Annotated in this window: 20 protein-coding genes; 7 read left to right on the top strand and 13 right to left on the bottom strand. The window is 72.0% G+C overall.

Going from position 1 to position 16,912, the window contains the following annotated elements; genetic code table 11:
• Positions 1-9: 9 nt before the first annotated feature.
• Positions 10-330 (bottom strand): STAS domain-containing protein, encoded by a 321-nt coding sequence (locus E1294_RS36580; RefSeq protein ID WP_165977661.1) that lies wholly within the window; start codon positions 328-330, stop codon positions 10-12.
• A gap of 296 nt (positions 331-626) precedes the next feature.
• Here E1294_RS36580 and E1294_RS36575 point away from each other — a divergent pair, with 296 nt between their 5' ends.
• Complete coding sequence (locus E1294_RS36575) at positions 627-1,016, top strand: ATP-binding protein (protein ID WP_132515550.1); 390 nt, start codon at positions 627-629, stop codon at positions 1,014-1,016.
• A gap of 83 nt (positions 1,017-1,099) precedes the next feature.
• Here the strand turns inward: E1294_RS36575 and E1294_RS36570 are convergent, their stop codons facing one another.
• Entirely contained in the window at positions 1,100-2,881 is a 1,782-nt protein-coding gene (locus E1294_RS36570; protein ID WP_132515549.1) for an ABC transporter ATP-binding protein, read from the bottom strand.
• Complete coding sequence (locus tag E1294_RS36565; protein ID WP_165977660.1) at positions 2,878-4,710, bottom strand: ABC transporter ATP-binding protein; 1,833 nt, start codon at positions 4,708-4,710, stop codon at positions 2,878-2,880. The genes E1294_RS36570 and E1294_RS36565 overlap by 4 nt, the downstream gene beginning before the upstream one ends.
• 69 nt (positions 4,711-4,779) lie before the next feature.
• Between E1294_RS36565 and E1294_RS36560 the strand changes: the two genes are divergently transcribed.
• The 3 genes from E1294_RS36560 to E1294_RS36555 all read left to right on the top strand — a co-directional run bounded on the left by E1294_RS36560 (position 4,780) and on the right by E1294_RS36555 (position 7,175).
• Positions 4,780-5,409: a TIGR03085 family metal-binding protein gene (locus tag E1294_RS36560; protein ID WP_132515548.1), complete on the top strand. Its 630-nt coding sequence runs from the start codon at positions 4,780-4,782 to the stop codon at positions 5,407-5,409.
• A 178-nt stretch (positions 5,410-5,587) separates the two neighbouring features.
• Positions 5,588-5,752 carry a hypothetical protein gene (locus E1294_RS53290; protein ID WP_165959967.1) on the top strand — a complete coding sequence of 55 codons (165 nt, stop codon included), beginning with the start codon at positions 5,588-5,590 and terminating at the stop codon, positions 5,750-5,752.
• A gap of 61 nt (positions 5,753-5,813) precedes the next feature.
• A complete protein-coding gene (locus tag E1294_RS36555; RefSeq protein ID WP_132515547.1) occupies positions 5,814-7,175 on the top strand; it encodes a glutamine synthetase family protein in 1,362 nt (453 codons plus the stop codon).
• Positions 7,176-7,179: 4 nt separating this feature from the next.
• Here E1294_RS36555 and hisF read toward each other — a convergent pair whose 3' ends face one another.
• The 9 genes from hisF to hisD are packed head-to-tail and all read right to left on the bottom strand — an operon-like array spanning position 7,180 to position 13,212.
• A complete protein-coding gene (gene hisF, locus E1294_RS36550; RefSeq protein WP_132515546.1) occupies positions 7,180-7,941 on the bottom strand; it encodes an imidazole glycerol phosphate synthase subunit HisF in 762 nt (253 codons plus the stop codon).
• Complete coding sequence (locus tag E1294_RS36545; protein ID WP_132515545.1) at positions 7,938-8,348, bottom strand: Rid family hydrolase; 411 nt, start codon at positions 8,346-8,348, stop codon at positions 7,938-7,940. The genes hisF and E1294_RS36545 overlap by 4 nt, the downstream gene beginning before the upstream one ends.
• Positions 8,349-8,368: 20 nt before the next feature.
• The gene (priA, locus tag E1294_RS36540) at positions 8,369-9,091 is read right to left on the bottom strand and encodes a bifunctional 1-(5-phosphoribosyl)-5-((5-phosphoribosylamino)methylideneamino)imidazole-4-carboxamide isomerase/phosphoribosylanthranilate isomerase PriA (protein WP_132515544.1); all 723 of its coding nucleotides are present in this window, start codon (positions 9,089-9,091) and stop codon (positions 8,369-8,371) included.
• A complete protein-coding gene (locus E1294_RS36535; RefSeq protein WP_132515543.1) occupies positions 9,091-9,432 on the bottom strand; it encodes a hypothetical protein in 342 nt (113 codons plus the stop codon). The genes priA and E1294_RS36535 overlap by 1 nt, the downstream gene beginning before the upstream one ends.
• 25 nt (positions 9,433-9,457) lie before the next feature.
• Entirely contained in the window at positions 9,458-10,090 is a 633-nt protein-coding gene (hisH, locus tag E1294_RS36530; protein WP_132515542.1) for an imidazole glycerol phosphate synthase subunit HisH, read from the bottom strand.
• Positions 10,087-10,242, bottom strand: a complete 156-nt coding sequence (locus tag E1294_RS53285) for a hypothetical protein (RefSeq protein WP_165977659.1) — start codon at positions 10,240-10,242, stop codon at positions 10,087-10,089. Before E1294_RS53285 ends, hisH begins: the two co-directional genes overlap by 4 nt.
• Complete coding sequence (gene hisB, locus E1294_RS36525; RefSeq protein ID WP_132515541.1) at positions 10,239-10,832, bottom strand: imidazoleglycerol-phosphate dehydratase HisB; 594 nt, start codon at positions 10,830-10,832, stop codon at positions 10,239-10,241. The genes E1294_RS53285 and hisB overlap by 4 nt, the downstream gene beginning before the upstream one ends.
• Entirely contained in the window at positions 10,829-11,899 is a 1,071-nt protein-coding gene (locus tag E1294_RS36520) for a histidinol-phosphate transaminase (protein ID WP_246083550.1), read from the bottom strand. The genes hisB and E1294_RS36520 overlap by 4 nt, the downstream gene beginning before the upstream one ends.
• Positions 11,896-13,212, bottom strand: a complete 1,317-nt coding sequence (gene hisD, locus E1294_RS36515; protein ID WP_132515540.1) for a histidinol dehydrogenase — start codon at positions 13,210-13,212, stop codon at positions 11,896-11,898. Before hisD ends, E1294_RS36520 begins: the two co-directional genes overlap by 4 nt.
• Before the next feature lie 407 nt (positions 13,213-13,619).
• On the opposite strand from hisD, the gene E1294_RS36510 reads away from it, so the two are divergent.
• From E1294_RS36510 to E1294_RS36500, 3 genes are all read left to right on the top strand, one after another.
• On the top strand, positions 13,620-13,814 hold the full coding sequence (locus E1294_RS36510) for a hypothetical protein (protein ID WP_132515539.1): 195 nt from the start codon (positions 13,620-13,622) through the stop codon (positions 13,812-13,814).
• 48 nt (positions 13,815-13,862) lie between these two features.
• A complete protein-coding gene (gene ligD / locus E1294_RS36505; RefSeq protein ID WP_132515538.1) occupies positions 13,863-14,867 on the top strand; it encodes a non-homologous end-joining DNA ligase in 1,005 nt (334 codons plus the stop codon).
• Between the two features lie 91 nt (positions 14,868-14,958).
• Positions 14,959-16,467, top strand: a complete 1,509-nt coding sequence (locus tag E1294_RS36500; protein WP_132515537.1) for a trypsin-like serine peptidase — start codon at positions 14,959-14,961, stop codon at positions 16,465-16,467.
• Positions 16,468-16,475: 8 nt separating this feature from the next.
• On the opposite strand, the gene E1294_RS36495 is transcribed toward E1294_RS36500, so the two are convergent.
• A partial coding sequence (locus E1294_RS36495; protein ID WP_165977658.1) for an MFS transporter occupies positions 16,476-16,912 on the bottom strand: 437 nt, incomplete at its 5' end.

The raw sequence follows: 16,912 nt of genomic DNA, 5'->3' as shown, positions 1-16,912 counted from the left end.
GCGTGAGCGTCAGGCCAGGGCCTTTGAGAGGGTGTCGTAAATGGGGAAGAGCGGCGCCAGGTTGGTCCTGCGCAGCCGCCGGAGCACCTGCCCGGGGGGTGCCACCAGAGCCATCGTGCCGTCCCTGTCGCGCAGCGTGGCGAGCACGCGCACCAGGACGCCCAGCCCTGTCGTGTCGATGAAGCTCAGGCCGGTCAGATCGACGACCAGCCGGGGGCCGTGCTCGGCCACGGCTTCGCCGAGGCATTTCCTGACCTCGGAGACGTTGTCGACGTCGACCTCCCCCGCCAGGCTCACCACCACGAGGTCTCCGTGTCGGCGTCGTGTCATCTCCAGCACATCCGCGCCCATGCTCCTCATGACCCCTCCCGTGGGCGGCCCCGCCGAAAAGGTACACCTGCCCGCGACGCCTCACGGTGGGTTTTACCGAGATTGCGGTACGTGATGGCGCGGAGCGGAGTAATTTCGGTTTCCCCGAGCCTGCTGTGGGAGGGCCGTCGTGGTGCACGTCGCAGGCTCCGCTCCCGATTCCCACCGGATCTTCCCCGGGCCGACTGGGGCGCACGAGCACGGGCGGCACGGGCCGATCGGGGCGGGCAGGTCCGTCGTCGTCCCGCGGGTGCGCGATGGATAGACAGCTGCTCCGCGTGAGCTTCGCGCGGGGGCACATCACGGGGCTGCGCAGGACCGTGACCGAGCACGCCGCCGGCGAAGGACTGGCAGGCGGGCGGCTCGAGGACTTCGTGCTGGCGGTCAACGAGGTCACCACCAACGCGGTGGTGCACGGCGGAGGCCACGGGCGGTTACGACTGTGGACGCAGGACGGGCGCCTGTGGTGCGAGGTCGCCGACGACGGCCCCGGGCTGCCACCCGGGTGGGTGGGCGACACGCGGCCACCCAGGGGCTTCGAGTTCCAGGGGCGGGGCCTGTGGCTGACGCGCATGGTGTGCGAGCAGCTCATGATCGTGTCGGGGCCGCGTGGCACGACCGTGACGTTCGCCTCGGCGAAACCGTGATCAGGAGCCCGGCGCCACGACGCTCGCCGGCGCGGCCGCGGCCGACGCCACGCCGCCTGCCTCGACGACGGCGCGGCATCCGGTCACGAGTGGGCGGCCGAGATCCACGAGGCGTGCAGGTCGGCGTACACGCCCGGCCGGCCCGCCAGCTCCGTGTGGTGACCGCGCTGCACCAGCCGGCCCTCATCGAAGACCAGCACCTCGTCGGCGTTCTCGGCCGTGGACAGGCGGTGCGCGATCGAGATGGCGGTGCGGCCGCGGGTGACGCCCTCCAGCGCCCGCGCCAGCCGTACCTCGGTGGCCGGGTCGACCGCCGAGGTGGCCTCGTCCAGCAGGAGCAGGTCGGGGTCGGCGAGGTAGGCGCGGGCCAGGGCGACGAGCTGGCGCTCGCCCGCCGACAGTGACTCGCCGCGCTGGCCGACGGCCGTGTCCAGGCCCGCGGGCAGGCCCTCGAGCCAGTCGGTCAGGCCCAGCTCGGTCATCGCTAGCCGGATCTCGTCGGTGGTGGCGGACGGCCTGCCGTAGCGGATGTTCGCCTCCAGCGTCCCGTCGAACAGGAAGCCGTCCTGGGGGACCATGACGATGCGCTCACGCAGCGAGGAGAAACGGATGTCGCGCAGGTCGTGGCCGTCCACGGTGACGCGGCCCGCGCCCGGGTCCATGAGACGCGTCAGCAGCTTGGCGAACGTGGTCTTGCCCGACCCCGTCTCCCCCACGACCGCGACGCGCGAGCGCGGCGGGATCTCGAGGGTGACCTCGCGCAGCACGGGCACGCCGCCCGGGTAGGAGAAATGCACCTCCTCGAAGGCGATCGAGATGGGGCCGCGGGGCAGCTCCAGGCCCTTGTCGCCGGGGTCGGCCACGTCCGGCGGGGTGTCGATGACGCCGAGGATGCGCCGCCAGCCCGCGACGGCGTTCTGGGCCTCGTTCAGCACCTCGGTGGCGGTCTGGAGCGGCGAGACGAACAGGGTGATCAGGAACAGGAACGCCACCAGCTCGCCTTGCGTGATCTCCCCCGACAACCCGAGCCGCACGCCCAGCAGCACGATGCCGGCGATGGCGACGGCCGCCACGATCTCGGTGAGCGGGAAGACGAAACCGACGATGGTCTGCGCCCTGGTCTGGGCGCGCCTGTTGGCGTCGACCGCCTGGTCGATGCGCTCGGCCGTACGGCGCTCCGAGGCGTACGCCCTGATGACGGCCGCGCCGACGACGGACTCGCTGACCGCGGCCAGCATGTCGCCGGTGCGCTCGCGCACGGTCGTGTACGCCCGCGACAGCAGCCTCTGGAAGCGCGGCAGGGCGATCATCAGGGGGATGAAGCACAACCAGACGAGCAGGGTGAGCTGCCAGGAGTAGACGAACATCAGCACCGTGGCCACGAACAGCTGGCCGAACGCCACGATGATCATCAGCCCGCCCCACTGCATGAACGTGCTGATCTGGTCGATGTCGTTGGTGACGCGCGAGACCAGGGCGCCGCGGCGCTCGGTGTTCTGGGTGAGCACGGACAGGTCGTGCACGTGCCGGAATCCGCGCACGCGCAGCGTGGCCAGGGACGACTCCGTCGCCTTGTAGAGGCGGACGTTCATGACGTAGGCGGCGGCGGCCGTGAGCAGCACCGCGCCCGCGCAGATCAGGATGGCCCAGGTGATGTACGCGGTGTCCGGGTCGCCTGTCTTGAGTCCTGTGTCGATCGTCTGCTGGACGGCGATCGGCACGATGATCTTGCCGAGGGTCGCGACGACCGCCAGCAGCAGCGTGACCACCAGACCCTTGCGGAACTCCGGCGTGAGCGAGAGCCCCTGCCGGATGGTGGCCAGCGCTGAACGTTCGGAGTTGCCTCGGATGACCTCGGCCGTCATGCGCTGACTTCCTCTTCTTCCCCGGCCGGCACGTCGATGGCGGCGCGCTCGGCCTCCTCACGCTCGTAGGCGGTCACCAGGTTGCGGTAGCCGGCGCAGCGCGTGATCAGCTCGTCGTGCGGGCCGCGGTCGACGACCCGGCCGTGGTCGAGGTAGACGACCTCGTCGGCGAGGGCGATGGTCGCCATCCGGTAGGCGACGACCACGACGGTGGACGCCTCGGCGGCGTCCCGCAGCCCGTAAAGGATCTTGGCCTCGACCTGGGGGTCCACGCTGGAGGTGGCGTCGTCGAGGATGAGCAGGCGCGGCCGGCGCACGACCGCGCGGGCCAGCGCGAGGCGCTGGCGCTGGCCGCCGGACAGCGAGGTGCCGCGCTCGCCGACGCGCGTGTCGAGCCCGTCGGCCAGCCGGCCGACGAACCCGTCGGCCTGCGCCAGTCGCAGGGCCGCCCGCACGTCCTCGTCACCGACGTCGAGACCGAGCGCGATGTTGCCGCGCACCGTGTCGTCGAACAGGAACGTCTGCTGCGGCACCAGGGCGACCGCTTCGGCGATGCCGCCGTGGGCCAGCTCCCGGACGTCCACGCCGTCGAGCAGCACCTGCCCCCTGTCAGGGTCGACGAGCCGGACGAGCAGCTGGACGAGCGTGGACTTGCCCGACCCCGTGGGGCCGACCAGCGCGACGGTACGGCCGGCGGGCACGTCGAAGGTCACCTCGTGCAGGACCTCGGCCTCGCCGTAGGAGTAGGAGACGCCGCGGACGTCGAGCGCGGCGGGCGCGGGCGAGGTCGCGGCGGCCTGCCCGTACTCCATAGAGCCGCTCGCGTCCAGCACGGCCTGCACCCGCTGCCAGCCGACGACGCTGCGCGGCAGCTCGGCCAGCACCCAGCCGAGCGCCCTGATCGGGAAGGCCAGCAGCGTGAACAGGTAGGCGACCTGCACCAGGTCGCCGGAGTCGATCGAGCCGCCGGACAGCCGGGCCGAGCCGACGCCCAGCACCGCGAGCACGCCGATCGTGGGCAGGGCCTCCAGCATCGGGTCGAACAACCCGCGCACACGCCCGACCGCGATGTTGGCGTCGCGCAGCTCGTGGGCGCGCCGCTGGAACCGCTCGGTCTCCAGGTCCTCCCTGCCGAGGGTCTTGACGACGAGCGCGCCGTCGAAGCTCTCGTGCGCGATCTCGCTGACCTCGGCGCGCAGTTGTTGCGCGCGGGTGGCGAGCGGGCTGAGCTTGCGCTGATAGACAAGGTTGAGTACGGCGATCGCCGGAAATATCAGGAAGCCGACCAGCGCCAGCACAAGATCCGTGAACAGCATCGCGACCGCTGCCGTGACCAGCATGACGATCACGCCCACGGCCATCGGCAGCGGTGCCAGCGGCGCCCAGGCGGCCTCGGCGTCGGCGCTGGCGTTCGACAGCAGCTGCCCTGTCGGGTGCCGGTGGTGCCACGACAGCGGCAGCCGCAGGTACTGCTTGGTCACGTCCCTGCGCGACCTGGCCTGCATGCGGTACTGCAGGATGCCGGCGAGGATCCGCCGGCCCGCCACGCCCAGCGCCTTGAGCAGCGCCGTGCCCATGATCAGGAACGTTCCCGTCCACAACGCGCCCGCGACGGCGCGGCCCTCGCCGAAGGCGGGCAGCACGACATTCTGGGTTGCCCATCCAAGGGCCCAGGCGGAGGCGACGGTCATGCCCCCGTAGACCGCGCTGGCCAGCACCGCCAGCGCGAACACCGCCTTCTCTGCGCGAATGGCCACCCCAAGGACCCGCAGTCCTTGGCGCATCACGGCCGAGGTGACCTTGCTCGCCACTCGGTTGGGTCCTCTCATCACGGCATTTCTACGTATGTCACTATCACCCCTGATCATCTCGTTATTCCCGCGGGTAGGGTTGCCCGTGTGACTCACGCTCGTGGCGAACGCACCGCGCTCTGCGACCTGCTCGACCGGCTCGGCCCCGACGCCCCGACGTTGTGCGCGGGCTGGAGCACCTACGACCTGGCCGCGCACCTCGTGCTTCGCGAACGCAGGCCCGACGCGATGGGCGGCATCGCGCTCAGGCCGCTCGCCGGCTACACCGCCTCGGTCCAGAACACGCTCAAGACCAGGCACCCCTATCCCGAGCTGGTCGCCAAGGTGCGCGAGCCCGGCGGTGTGTTCGGGCTCGTGAAAGCCCTCGACCAGGCCGTCAACACGATCGAGTTCTTCGTGCACCACGAGGACGTCCGCCGTGCGCAACCGTCGTGGGAGCCGCGCGAACTGCCCGCGGAGCTGGAGGAGCTCTTCTGGAAGCGGCTGTCATCCGGCGCCAGGCTGATGCTGCGCAGGGCACCGGTGGGCGTGGTGCTGCACCGGCTGGGCGGCGGAGTGCTGCTGGCCGGCCCGCGCGGAGGCCCCAAGGTCGAGGTCACCGGCAGGGCCGGCGAGTTGCTGATGTTCTGCTTCGGACGGCAGGCGCACGCGAAGGTCGAGCTCACCGGCACGCCCGAGGGCGTCGAACGGCTGCGCGAGGCCCCTCTGGGCATGTAGCCGGGCGCCGATGGCGCGGAAATCACGGCGCTGCAGGCACTCGCACCTCATCTCTAGCCTTTACCATGGCAGAGGAAAGAAGCCCCCCGGTTAGGATCATGAACATCTTCATAGAAGATGCCAGTGATCGCCCAGATCCGGGTATATACGGCTGGGAATGGACTGCAGGAGGCCCCCCATGCAGGTCAAGAAGGTGATCACCTACGTCGCTGTCGCGTTCGTGGTCTTCTACCTGTTCACCCGGCCGGCCGAAGCCGCCGCCGCGGTCAACGGTGTGTTCGACGGAATTCTTCAGGGAGCCAATCAGTTGGCCACGTTCTTCTCAAGTGTCCTAACGCCCTGACCAACGGTTCTGTCTGCGTCAGGTGCTTCCAAGCGCTGCCGGATCGTGTTACGCAGACAGGATGAGAGATCGCCCGAGCGGCACCACGATCCATCAGCTCGGCGCCACCGCGCGGCGCGTCCTCGAGCGAGCCGAGCTCGAGGGCATCGAGCTGATCCGTTTCCTGTACGCCGACCACGGAGGCGTGATCCGTGGCAAAGCGGCGTCCCGGTCACGGCTGGCCGAACGGCTCAACACCGGCATCGGGCACACCGTGGCCATGATGGCGATGAACATGCTCGACCAGCTTCAAGACGTCGAGCACATGGGTCCGGTGGGCGAGGTGCGCATCGTTCCCGACCCCGCGACCTACGTCACGTTGCCGCACGCGCCGGGCGCGGCGGCGATGGTGTCCGACCTGCGTCTGCCCGACGGCTCCCCGTGGGGCGCGTGCGCCCGGACCTTCCTCAAGGACGCCATCGCCGAGCTGGCCACGGAGGGCTACACGCTGGTCGCCGCGTTCGAGCCCGAGTTCACGCTCGGCCGCCGCCTGCCCGACCCGTCCGGCGGCCCCGACCGGCTGGTGCCCATCGACGACTCGCTCTGCTACGCCAACACCGGCTTCGACACGGCCCACGACTACACGATCAAACTCATCCGCGCCCTGGAGACGCAGGGCCTGCGCGTCGAGCACTACCACCCCGAGCTGGGCCCCGGCCAGCAGGAGCTGTCGGTCCACCACGCGCCCGCGCTGCGGGCCGCCGACAACCACGTCCTCTACCGCGAGACCGTGCGCGGCGTGGCCATGCGCATGCAGTTGTGGGCCTCGCTGGCTCCCAAACCGCTGGCCGACCAGGCCGGCAACGGCGCCCACCTGCACCTGTCGCTGTGGCGCGACGGCCGCAACGTCTTCGCCGGCGACAGCGAGACGCGCGACGGCTTCATCGGCGGCCTGCTCGCCCACCTGCCCGCCCTCACCGCGCTGACCTGCGGCAGCGTCAACAGCTTCCGCCGCCTGACGCCCCGCATGTGGTCGAGCGCGTACGCCGTCTACGGCCCCGACAACCGGGAGGCCGCGGTCCGCGTCTGCTCGCCCCTCGGGGAGACCGGGGAGCCCAACCTGGAGCTGAAGCCGTCCGACTCCTCCGCCAACCCCTACCTGTCGCTGGGCGCCGTCATCCACGCGGGCCTCGACGGCATCCGGCGCAAGCTCGACCCAGGCGAGGCCGTGGACGTCGACCCCGACACGCGGCCCGGCCGGTATCAGCGCCTGCCGTCGTCACTGGACGAGGCGCTCGACGCGCTGGAGGGCGATGAGGTGCTCATGGAGGCGCTCGGGCCGCTGCGGCGCAGCGCGTACCTTACCGTCAAGCGGTCCGAGGCGGCCGCGTTCGCCGCCGAGGACGCCTCCTTCGAGCTGTTCCACCACCTCCGGGCGTTCTGACGCGCTAGCGGACCGGGTGGCCTGCCATCCGGAGCGTCTCCTTGACCTCGGAGATCTTCAACGTGCCGAAGTGGAACACGCTGGCCGCCAGCACCGCGTCGGCGCCCGCCGTCACCGCCGGAGGGAAGTCCTCCAGGCGGCCGGCGCCGCCGCTGGCGATCACCGGCACCCGAACGACGGCCCGGACCGCGCGCAACATCTCCAGGTCGTAGCCGTCGAGCGTGCCGTCGCCGTCCATCGAGTTGAGCAGGATCTCGCCCACGCCGAGTTCCTCGCCGCGCGCGGCCCACTCCACCGCGTCGATGCCGGTGCCGCGGCGGCCGCCGTGCGTCGTCACCTCGAAGCCGCTCGGGGTGCCGGGCGCGCGGCGGGCGTCCACGGACAGCACGACGCACTGGGCGCCGAACCGCCGGGACGCCTCGGTGAGCAACTCGGGCCGGGCGATGGCCGCGGTGTTGAGCGACACCTTGTCGGCGCCGGCGCGCAGCAGCCGGTTGACGTCGTCGACCGTGCGCACGCCGCCGCCCACGGTGAGCGGGATGAACACCTGCTCGGCGGTCCTGCGCACCACGTCGAGCATGGTCTCGCGCTCGCCGGACGACGCGGTGATGTCGAGGAAGGTCAGCTCGTCGGCGCCCTCCTCGTCGTAGCGCCTGGCCAGCTCGACCGGGTCGCCCGCGTCGCGCAGGTTCTCGAAGTTGACGCCCTTGACGACGCGTCCGGCGTCCACGTCGAGACAGGGAATGACTCTTACCGCCACGGTCATGCTCGCAGTGCCTCGATTTCGATCTCGACCAGCATTCTCGGGTCGACCAGTCCGGCCACCCGCACCCCGGTGCAGGCGGGGCGCACCTCACGGAAGACGTCGTGGATGGCCCGCCCGACGGGGTCGAAGTGGCGCTGCTCCACGACGTAATAGCGGACCATGACGACGTCCTCGCGGGTCAGGCCGCCGGTCGCGACGGCCGCCAGCGCGATGTCGATCGCGGTCAGCGCCTGCTCGTAGGCGTCGCCGAGGTGGCGCACCTCTCCTTCGACGGTGGCCGTGCAACCGGACACGATCACCCGATCACCCGCGATGACAGCGCGGGCGTAACCGTACCTCTCCTCCCAGACCCCACCGGAGAACACCCTCCGCCCGGTGTTTTCCATGCCGATGCTGCTGACGCTCATCCCGCCCCCTCCCGGCGAAGCTACACGCGTACCGCCGCAAGCGCTTCTTCCAGCGTGAACGCGTGAGCGTACAGGGCCCTGCCCACGATGGCCCCCTCCACTCCGTCGGGAACGAGAGAGGCGAGCGCGATCAGGTCGTCGAGGCTCGACACGCCACCGCTGGCCACGACCGGCCGGTCGGTGCGGGCGCAGATCTGGCGGTAAAGGTCGAGGTTGGGGCCCTGGAGCATGCCGTCCTTGGTCACGTCGGTGACGACGTAGCGGGGGCAGCCGTCGGACTCGAGCCGGTCGAGCACCTCCCACAGGTCGCCGGCGTCCTTGGTCCAGCCGCGGGCGGCCAGCGTGGTGCCGCGCACGTCGAGGCCCACCGCGACCCGGTCGCCGTGCTCGGCGATGATCTTCCGGCACCAGCCGGGGTTCTCCAGGGCGGCGGTGCCGATGTTGACCCGGCGGCAGCCGGTGGCCAGCGCGGCGGTCAGCGAGTCGTCGTCGCGGATGCCGCCGGACAGCTCGACGTCCACGTCCAGCTTGCCGACGACCTCGGCGATCAGCTCGCGGTTGCCGCCCCGGCCGAACGCGGCGTCGAGGTCGACCAGGTGGATCCACTCGGCCCCGGCGTCCTGCCAGGCCAGCGCGGCGGCGAGAGGCTCGCCGTGGCGGGTCTCGGTGCCGGCCTCGCCCTGGGTCAGGCGTACGGCCTGGCCGCCGGCCACGTCGACTGCGGGCAACAACAGCAACGACATCAGATCCTCCGGTCGAAGGCGAGGGTCACGACAACGGGTGTGAGCAGCAGGGACAGGACGAGGACACCGAAGCTGAGCAGCAGCGAGCCCCAGATCAGCCAGACGATCACCTGCACGAGCAGGAGCCCGAGCGCCACCACGGCGTTCTGGGCGCGGCGGCGGCGGGCGAGCAGGCCGCCCTGGCGGGCGCTCCGCGTCGGGCGCGGGATCACCCGGCCCAGAAGCGCGCGGCGGCGGGCACGGCGGCGGGCACGGCGCGCCTGCCGCAGCTCGTTGGCCCGGATCGCGCGGGCCCGCTCCGCCTCGCGCTCGGCCCGCCGCCGGGCCCGTTCCTTGCTCACGGGACCTCCCGGCCCGTTCGCCCGCTCACAGCGTGCCGAGCCAGCTGCGCAGCAGGGTGGCGCCGGCGTCGCCGGACTTCTCGGGGTGGAACTGGGTGGCCATGAGCGGGCCGTTCTCCACGGCGGCCACGAACGGCACGCCGTGCTCGGCCCACGTGACGAGCGGGTCGGAGAAGCCGTCGCCGGTCTGCAGCTCCCACGCGCGCACGCCGTAGGAGTGGACGAAGTAGAAGCGGGTGGCGGGATCGAGCCCGGCGAACAGCACACTGCCGGCGGGCGCCTTGACGGTGTTCCACCCCATGTGGGGCAGCACGGGGGCGTCGAGCCGGTCCACCGTGCCCGGCCACTCGCCGCAGCCCTCGGTCTCCACGCCGTGCTCGACGCCCCGGGCGAACAGGATCTGCATGCCGACGCAGATGCCCAGCACCGGGCGCCCCCCGGACAGGCGGCGGCCGATGATCTGCTCGCCGCGCACGCCCTTGAGACCCGCCATGCACGCCTCGAACGCGCCGACGCCCGGCACCACCAGCCCGTCGCAGGACAGCGCGGCGTCGAAGTCGGACGTCACGGTCACGTCGGCGCCGGCCCTGGCCAGCGCGCGCTCGGCCGAGCGCAGGTTGCCCGACCCGTAGTCGAGCACCACCACGTTCTTGCTCACCACCACATCACCCCCGCCGTGATCGCCATCGCCGCGCCGAGCGCGCAGATCGCCGCACCGAGCTTGAGCCCCTGCTTGGCCAGGGAGAACACCCCGCCGATGAGGAACAACCCGAGGAAGACCATCACGCCGGCGATGAGGTTTTCGGTCATAGGACGCCCTTGGTGCTGGGCACCCCCGTGGCGCGGGAGTCGGGCTCGGACGCCTCGCGCAGGGCCCTGGCCAGGGCCTTGAACTGGGACTCCACGATGTGGTGGGCGTTGCGACCATAGGGGACGTGGACGTGCAGGCAGATGGCGGCCTGCGCGACGAACGACTCCAGAATGTGACGGGTCATCGTCGTGTCGTATTCGGGACCGATCATCGGCGCCATGCCCTCGGGCTCGGAGTGCACGAGGTAGGGGCGGCCGGACAGGTCGACGGTGACCTGGGCCAGCGACTCGTCCAGCGGGCAGGACGCGCTGCCGAACCGCCTGATGCCCGACTTGTCGCCCAACGCCTCGCGGAACGCCGCGCCCAGGGCGAGCGCGGTGTCCTCGATCGTGTGGTGCGAGTCGATGTGCAGATCGCCCTCGGTCTTGACCGTCAGGTCGAACAGGCCGTGCTTGCCCAGCTGGGCCAGCATGTGGTCGTAGAAGCCGACCCCGGTCGACACCTCGACCCGGCCGGTGCCGTCGAGGCCGACCTCCACCAGGACCGAAGTCTCCTTCGTAACACGCTCGACGCGGCCGACGCGACTCACAGGACTCCTTCCAGGGCGGCGCGGAACGCCGCCATCTCCTCACCGGTGCCGATCGACACCCGCAGCCATTCTGGCGGGCCCACCTCGCGGATGAGCACCCCGCGCTCCAGCAGGCCCTCCCACACCGCGCGCCGGTCGGGGAACCGCCCGAACAGCACGAAGTTCGCGTCGGAGTCGGCCACCCGCAGGTCCTTGGACCGCAGCCACGCCACCGTGTCGTCGCGCTCGCGCCTCAGCGTGTCGACCGTGCCCAGCAGCTCGGCGCGGTGCCGCAGCGCCACGCGCGCCGCCGTCTGGGTGAGCGTGGACAGGTGGTATGGCAGGCGCACCAGCAGCAGCGCCTGCACCACGGCCGGGTGCGCGGCGAGATAGCCGAGCCGGGTGCCGGCCATGGCGAACGCCTTGGACATCGTCCTGGTGACGATCAGCCGCGGGTGGGCGGGCAGCAGGGTGAGCGCCGACGGGGTGCCCTCACGGGCGAACTCCGCGTAGGCCTCGTCGACCACGACCACGCCGGGCGCGGCGGCGAGGACCGCCTCGATCGTGGCCAGCGGCTGGGCCGTGCCGGTCGGGTTGTTGGGCGAGGCCAGGAACACGATGTCGGGCCGGTGCTCCTCGATCGCCGCCACGGCCTTGCCGGGATCGATCGAGAAGTCGGACTCGCGGCTGGCCTGGATCCACTCGGTGCTGGTGCCGCCGGTGATGATCGGATGCATCGAGTAGGAGGGCTCGAACCCGATGGCGGTGCGGCCGTGGCCGCCGAACGCCTGCAGGATCTGCTGGAGCACCTCGTTGGAGCCGTTGGCGGCCCACACCTGCTCGGTCGCCAGGCCGTGCCCGAGATAGGCGGCCAGGTCGGCGCGCAGGGCGGTGGCGTCTCTGTCGGGGTAGCGGTTGAGCTCGCCCGCCTGGGCCCGCACCGCCTCGGCCAGGTCGCCGACCAGCCCGGGCGAGGGCGGATAGGGGTTTTCGTTGGTGTTGAGCCGGACCGGGACGTCGATCTGGGGCGCGCCGTAAGGCGTCTTGCCCCTCAGGTCGTCGCGGATGGGCAGGTCGTCGAGGTTCACTCGGTCTCCGTGGGCACTCGCCAGTCGAAACGGGCGCGGATCGCGGCGCCGTGCGCGGGCAGGTCTTCGGCGTCGGCCAGCACCGACACGTGGGCCGCCGCTCCCGCGAGCGCCTCGCGGGAGTAGTCGACGACGTGGACGCCGCGCAGGAACGACTGCACCGACAGGCCGCTGGAGTGACAGGCGCAGCCGCCCGTGGGCAGCACGTGGTTGGACCCGGCGAGGTAGTCGCCGAGCGAGACGGGCGCGTAGGGGCCGACGAAGATCGCCCCGGCGTTCCTGACGCGGGCGGCGACGGCCGCGGCGTCGGCGGTGTGGATCTCCAAGTGCTCGGCGGCGTAGGCGTCGACGACCTTGAGGCCGTCGTCGACGGAGCTCACCAGCACGATGCCCGACTGCCTGCCGCTCAGTGCCTCGGTGATGCGCTCGGAGTGCCTGGTCGCGGAGACCTGCCCCGGCAGCTCTTTCTCGACCGCGTCGGCCAGCCCGGCGCTGGTGGTAACCAGCACGGCGGCCGCGATCGTGTCGTGCTCGGCCTGGCTGATCAGGTCGGCCGCGACGTGGACGGGGTCGGCCGTCTCGTCGGCGAGGATGGCGATCTCGGTGGGGCCGGCCTCGGAGTCGATGCCGATGCGGCCCTTGAGCAGCCGCTTGGCCGCCGCCACATAGATGTTGCCCGGGCCGGTGACCATCGTGGCCGCCGGGCACTCCTCGGTGCCGTAGGCGAACATGGCCACCGCCTGTGCCCCGCCGGCCGAGTGGACCTCGTCGACGCCGAGCAGCGCGCACGCGGCCAGGATCGTGGGGTGCGGGAGCCCGCCGTGCTCCTTCTGCGCCGGGCTCGTCACGGCCAGCGAGCCGACGCCGGCCTCCTGGGCGGGCACGACGTTCATCACCACACTGGACGGATAGACCGCGCGGCCGCCGGGGACGTAGAGGCCCACGCGCTCGACGGGCAGCCACCGCTCGGTCACCGTGCCGCCGGGCACGACCCGGGTGGTGACGTCGGCGCGCCGCTGGTCGCGGTGGACGAGCCTGGCCCGCCTGATCGACTCTTCCAGCGCCGCCCTGACCCCGGGGTCGAGCTCGCGCAGCGCCCTGTCGAGGGCCTCGGCGGGGGCGCGCGTGGCGGCGATCTCGACGCCGTCGAACCTGGCGGTCAGCTCCCGTACGGCTGCCGCCCCACGATGGCGCACGTCCTCGCAGATGGGCCGCACCTTTTCCAGGGCGGCCTCGACGTCGAGCTCGGCACGGGGCAGCACGTCGCGCAGGTCCGCGGGAAGCGAACCGCGCATGTCGATACGGGAAATCACCATCACAGTTTACGGAGTCCAGGCGGCGAATCCCCATCCGTCCACCATGCGGACCACTCATGCGGCCACCTGTGCGAACGCGCGACGGCCGCGGGGCGGCGCTCGCCGAAGCCGCGCCCGCGGCCGCCGTCGCCCCGGACCGGGCCTGCCGGGGCGGGGGCCATGGCCGTCACGGGGGTACGGCCACGGCCGGGGAAAGCCAGAGCTTCCTCTCACTGCCCTGGCCGGGCAGTCGTTAACGCGCCATGCCCGAAAATCTCATGACAAGGAAAATCTAACGTTACGGACCTTTACGCCGTCGGCGTGTCACGGACGGTGCGCGGCAGGGCCGTGCGCCGCCTCCACCAACCGCGCGAGATGTTTCATATTGCTTGTCCCGTATGTCCGATTCATTTACCCTCTCCGGCATGGGACAGTGGCACGGCCCCGGCGGCATCCTGGTCGAGGCGATCATCCTCGACGATCGCCCGCTGCTGCGCGTCTCCCACCAGGTCAACGGCAGAAACTACCTGCGCGGCTACTGCGCCACCGTCGCCGAGCTCGGCGAGCACGGCGTCGACCTGGCCGACCTCGTGGAGAACGCTCCCCTTGACCATCCGTAGACCCCCGTCGGTCACTGCCGGCCCGCCGGAAGGGGTACGGCCTGCACCATGGCCCGGCTGCCTGCCTACAGGCCCATGCTGGCCCAGCTCGGTACCCTGACCGCCGTCCAGGGCGCGGGCTGGGCCGTGGAGATGAAGTGGGACGGCGTACGCGCTCTCGCCTACATCGAGGACGGCGCCGTACGCCTGATGTCGCGCAACGCCAAGGACATCACCCCCGCCTACCCCGAACTGCAGCTCATGGGAGGCGCCACCGGCCGGCGCGCGGCCGTCGTCGACGGGGAGATCGTCGCGTTCGACGAGGCGGGACGGCCCAGTTTCGAGGCTCTGCAACCCCGGATGCACCAGCGCAATCCGCGGATCGTGGCCGAGCTGGCCAGGACGGTGCCGGTGACGTTCATGGCGTTCGACATCCTGCACCTCGGCGACCACGCCGTCATCGCGCGACCGTACACCGAGCGCAGGGACCTGCTGGAGAGCACGTTCACGCCCGGCTACCGGTGGCAGGTGCCCGCCTGGTTCGCCGGTCAAGCCGGGCAGGCGGTCGACTCCTCCCGCCGGCTCGGGCTCGAAGGGGTCGTGTGCAAGCGGATGAGCTCGCCGTACCGGCCGGGCCGGCGCAGCGGCGACTGGACGAAGGTCAAGAACGTCAGCACCGCCGAGGTCGTGATCTGCGGGTGGAAGCCGGGCGGCGGGCGGCGTTCCGGCACGATCGGCTCGCTGCTGCTCGGCGCGTACGACCCGCGCGGGCGGCTGCGGTTCGTGGGGCACGTCGGCACCGGGTTCACCGAGGCCATGCTCCGCGACCTGCGCGACCGCCTGACGCCGCTGGAGCGGCGCGATCCGCCGTTCGACGAGCCGTTGCCACGCGAGGACGCCCGCGACGCGCGCTGGGTGGATCCACGGGTGGTCGGTGAGGTGCAGTACGCCGAGGTCACCGGCGACGGCAGGCTGCGCCACCCGTCCTGGCGCGGCCTGCGCCCCGACCGCGAGCCGTCCGAGGCGCGCACGGCCGGGATCGCCCCGCCGGGGACGGACGCGGCCGCGGGCTGACCGGGCGACACCCGAACCCGGAAACTACACTTCGTTTACAAATGGTGACTTACAGTGATCTAAGGGTTTCGATGTGTCCGGGAGGGACGCTGTGCCGAAGACACTGGTCATCGTGGTGGCCACGCTGGCGTGGTTGTCCCTCGCGCCGGCCCCGCCCGCCGTCCGCACGGTCGCCCCCATTCGGCCGCCCGCCCAGGCGCAGGCACGTTCCGGCGCCGTGTCGTCACCGCTGATGCGCCCGGGACACGCGGTGCGCTACTGGACCGCCGAGCGGCAGGCCGCCGCCCATGCCGCCGGCCTGCCGGGGACCTCCGCCGGGCCGCGCGGCGCCCCGCCGGGAGGGACGGCGAACCTCGCAGGGACGCGGCGGCACAGCGTACCCGCGGCCAAGCGCCTCACCCCAGGCGGTGACGCCAACGGGTACGCCCGCGTACGGCGGCCGTACACGCGCGCGGCCACCAGCCGGATCACCGGCAGGCTCTTCTTCGTCAACGCCGGCGGGCACGGCGACTCCTGCAGCGCCTCCGTCGTCCGCTCGGCCGCGGAAAAGCTCGTGGTCACCGCCGCTCACTGCGTCTACAGCGTCCCCGCGGGCGCCGCGAACGGCCGCTGGCACCAGCACTTCGCGTTCGTCCCCGCCTACGACGGGCGGGCGGCCACGGTGAAGAAGCGCGAGCCGTACGGGCGGTGGGGCGGCCGGCGGGCGTGGAAACCCGACGGCTACACCGGCCTGACCGGCGGCGACTGGAACTCCGTCCACGACATCGCCCTCATCGAGGTCGGCCCCCGCAAGCGCACCCTCCAGAAGGCCGTCGGCGCCTTCACCCCGATGCGCAGCCAGGGCGGCCGGCACACCATCGCCACCATGGGCTACCCGGGCGTGCTCGGCCGGCAGCCGTACGACGGCCGCGACCAGCTCTGGTGCCTCGGCCGCACCCGACAGGCCACCGGCATGGTGCTCGGCGCCACTCTGCCCGCCGCTCTGCCCGCCGCCCCCGCCGAAGCCCGCCGCTCCGTCACGACGGCGCGGCCGGGCCGGCTGGAGACGCACAACTGCCACCTGCACAAGGGCCACAGCGGTGGGCCGTGGCTCGTCAAGGGCACCAGAGACCTGGTCGGGGTGCTGTCGGCGGGCAAGGAGGACGGCTACGCCGCAGGGAACGCCGTCGCCAACGCGCTCAACGCCGAAGGCTACGGCACCATCGTCCGCCGGGCCGACCCGCGCGGAGTGTACGACGCCCTGTCGATCAAGCTCAGAGGGCCCGCACGACCGGTCAGGCGCGGCGCCTCCGTCACCGTCACGGCCACCGTCAGGATGCGCGGCCTGATGGCCGCCGCCCGGGTCCCCGTCACGCTCACCCTGGCGGGCGAAGCGACCCTCACGGCGACCGGCGGGGCCACCTGCGTACGCGAGCCCGCCAAGGCCTCCTGCACGATCGCCGCGATCCACCCGCGCCGGCCGGTGCGCGTCACGGCCACGATCGCCGTCGCCCGGGACGCCCGCGCGCCCCTGCGCGTCGCCGGGCACGTCGCCTCCACCGCCCTCGACCCCTCACGGAACGACAACTCCAGCACCCTGCGCCTCACGACCCGCTCCTGAAGAGCGGCTCAGGCGGCGGGTTCGAGGGCGGGCTCCTTGAGCGTGCGCGCCAGCAGCCAGGCCAAGACGGGGAACACGATCAGGCACGCCAGCGCCACCCGCAGCGTCGCCGCCTCCGCCACCGCGCCCACCAGCGGGCTGGCCAGGCCGCCCACGCTCACCGCCAGCCCGAGGGTCACGCCGCTGGCCGTGCCGACCCGGCTCGGCAGGAAATCCTGGCCCAGCGTCACATGCAGCGAGAACGGGGCGTACAGGGCGATCGACGAGGCGGCGACGAACGCGTACGCGACAGGTCCTGGAACCAGCACCACGCCGGCGACAGCGGGGATCGCGAGCAGGTAGGCCAGGCTCATCGTGCGCACCCGGCCCCATCGGGCCGCCAGCCGGCCGCCGAGCACCGTGCCCACCGCCCCGCCGGCGAACAACACGAACAACGCCACCGCCC

It is taken from the genome of Nonomuraea diastatica, assembly GCF_004349015.1.
GTDB lineage: Bacteria > Actinomycetota > Actinomycetes > Streptosporangiales > Streptosporangiaceae > Nonomuraea > Nonomuraea diastatica.
Note: the sequence above shows the minus strand (reverse complement) of the source record. Positions and strands in the feature narration are given on the sequence as shown.

Bases quoted from the DNA above. Each gene is read 5' to 3' on its own strand.
- E1294_RS36580 (WP_165977661.1), bottom strand. From the start codon at position 330: ATGACACGACGCCGACACGGAGACCTCGTGGTGGTGAGCCTGGCGGGG.
- E1294_RS36575 (WP_132515550.1), top strand. From the start codon at position 627: ATGGATAGACAGCTGCTCCGCGTGAGCTTCGCGCGGGGGCACATCACG.
- E1294_RS36570 (WP_132515549.1), bottom strand. From the start codon at position 2,881: ATGACGGCCGAGGTCATCCGAGGCAACTCCGAACGTTCAGCGCTGGCC.
- E1294_RS36565 (WP_165977660.1), bottom strand. From the start codon at position 4,710: ATGAGAGGACCCAACCGAGTGGCGAGCAAGGTCACCTCGGCCGTGATG.
- E1294_RS53290 (WP_165959967.1), top strand. From the start codon at position 5,588: ATGCAGGTCAAGAAGGTGATCACCTACGTCGCTGTCGCGTTCGTGGTC.
- E1294_RS36555 (WP_132515547.1), top strand. From the start codon at position 5,814: ATGAGAGATCGCCCGAGCGGCACCACGATCCATCAGCTCGGCGCCACC.
- hisF (WP_132515546.1), bottom strand. From the start codon at position 7,941: ATGACCGTGGCGGTAAGAGTCATTCCCTGTCTCGACGTGGACGCCGGA.
- E1294_RS36545 (WP_132515545.1), bottom strand. From the start codon at position 8,348: ATGAGCGTCAGCAGCATCGGCATGGAAAACACCGGGCGGAGGGTGTTC.
- priA (WP_132515544.1), bottom strand. From the start codon at position 9,091: ATGTCGTTGCTGTTGTTGCCCGCAGTCGACGTGGCCGGCGGCCAGGCC.
- E1294_RS53285 (WP_165977659.1), bottom strand. From the start codon at position 10,242: ATGACCGAAAACCTCATCGCCGGCGTGATGGTCTTCCTCGGGTTGTTC.
- E1294_RS36510 (WP_132515539.1), top strand. From the start codon at position 13,620: ATGGGACAGTGGCACGGCCCCGGCGGCATCCTGGTCGAGGCGATCATC.
- ligD (WP_132515538.1), top strand. From the start codon at position 13,863: ATGGCCCGGCTGCCTGCCTACAGGCCCATGCTGGCCCAGCTCGGTACC.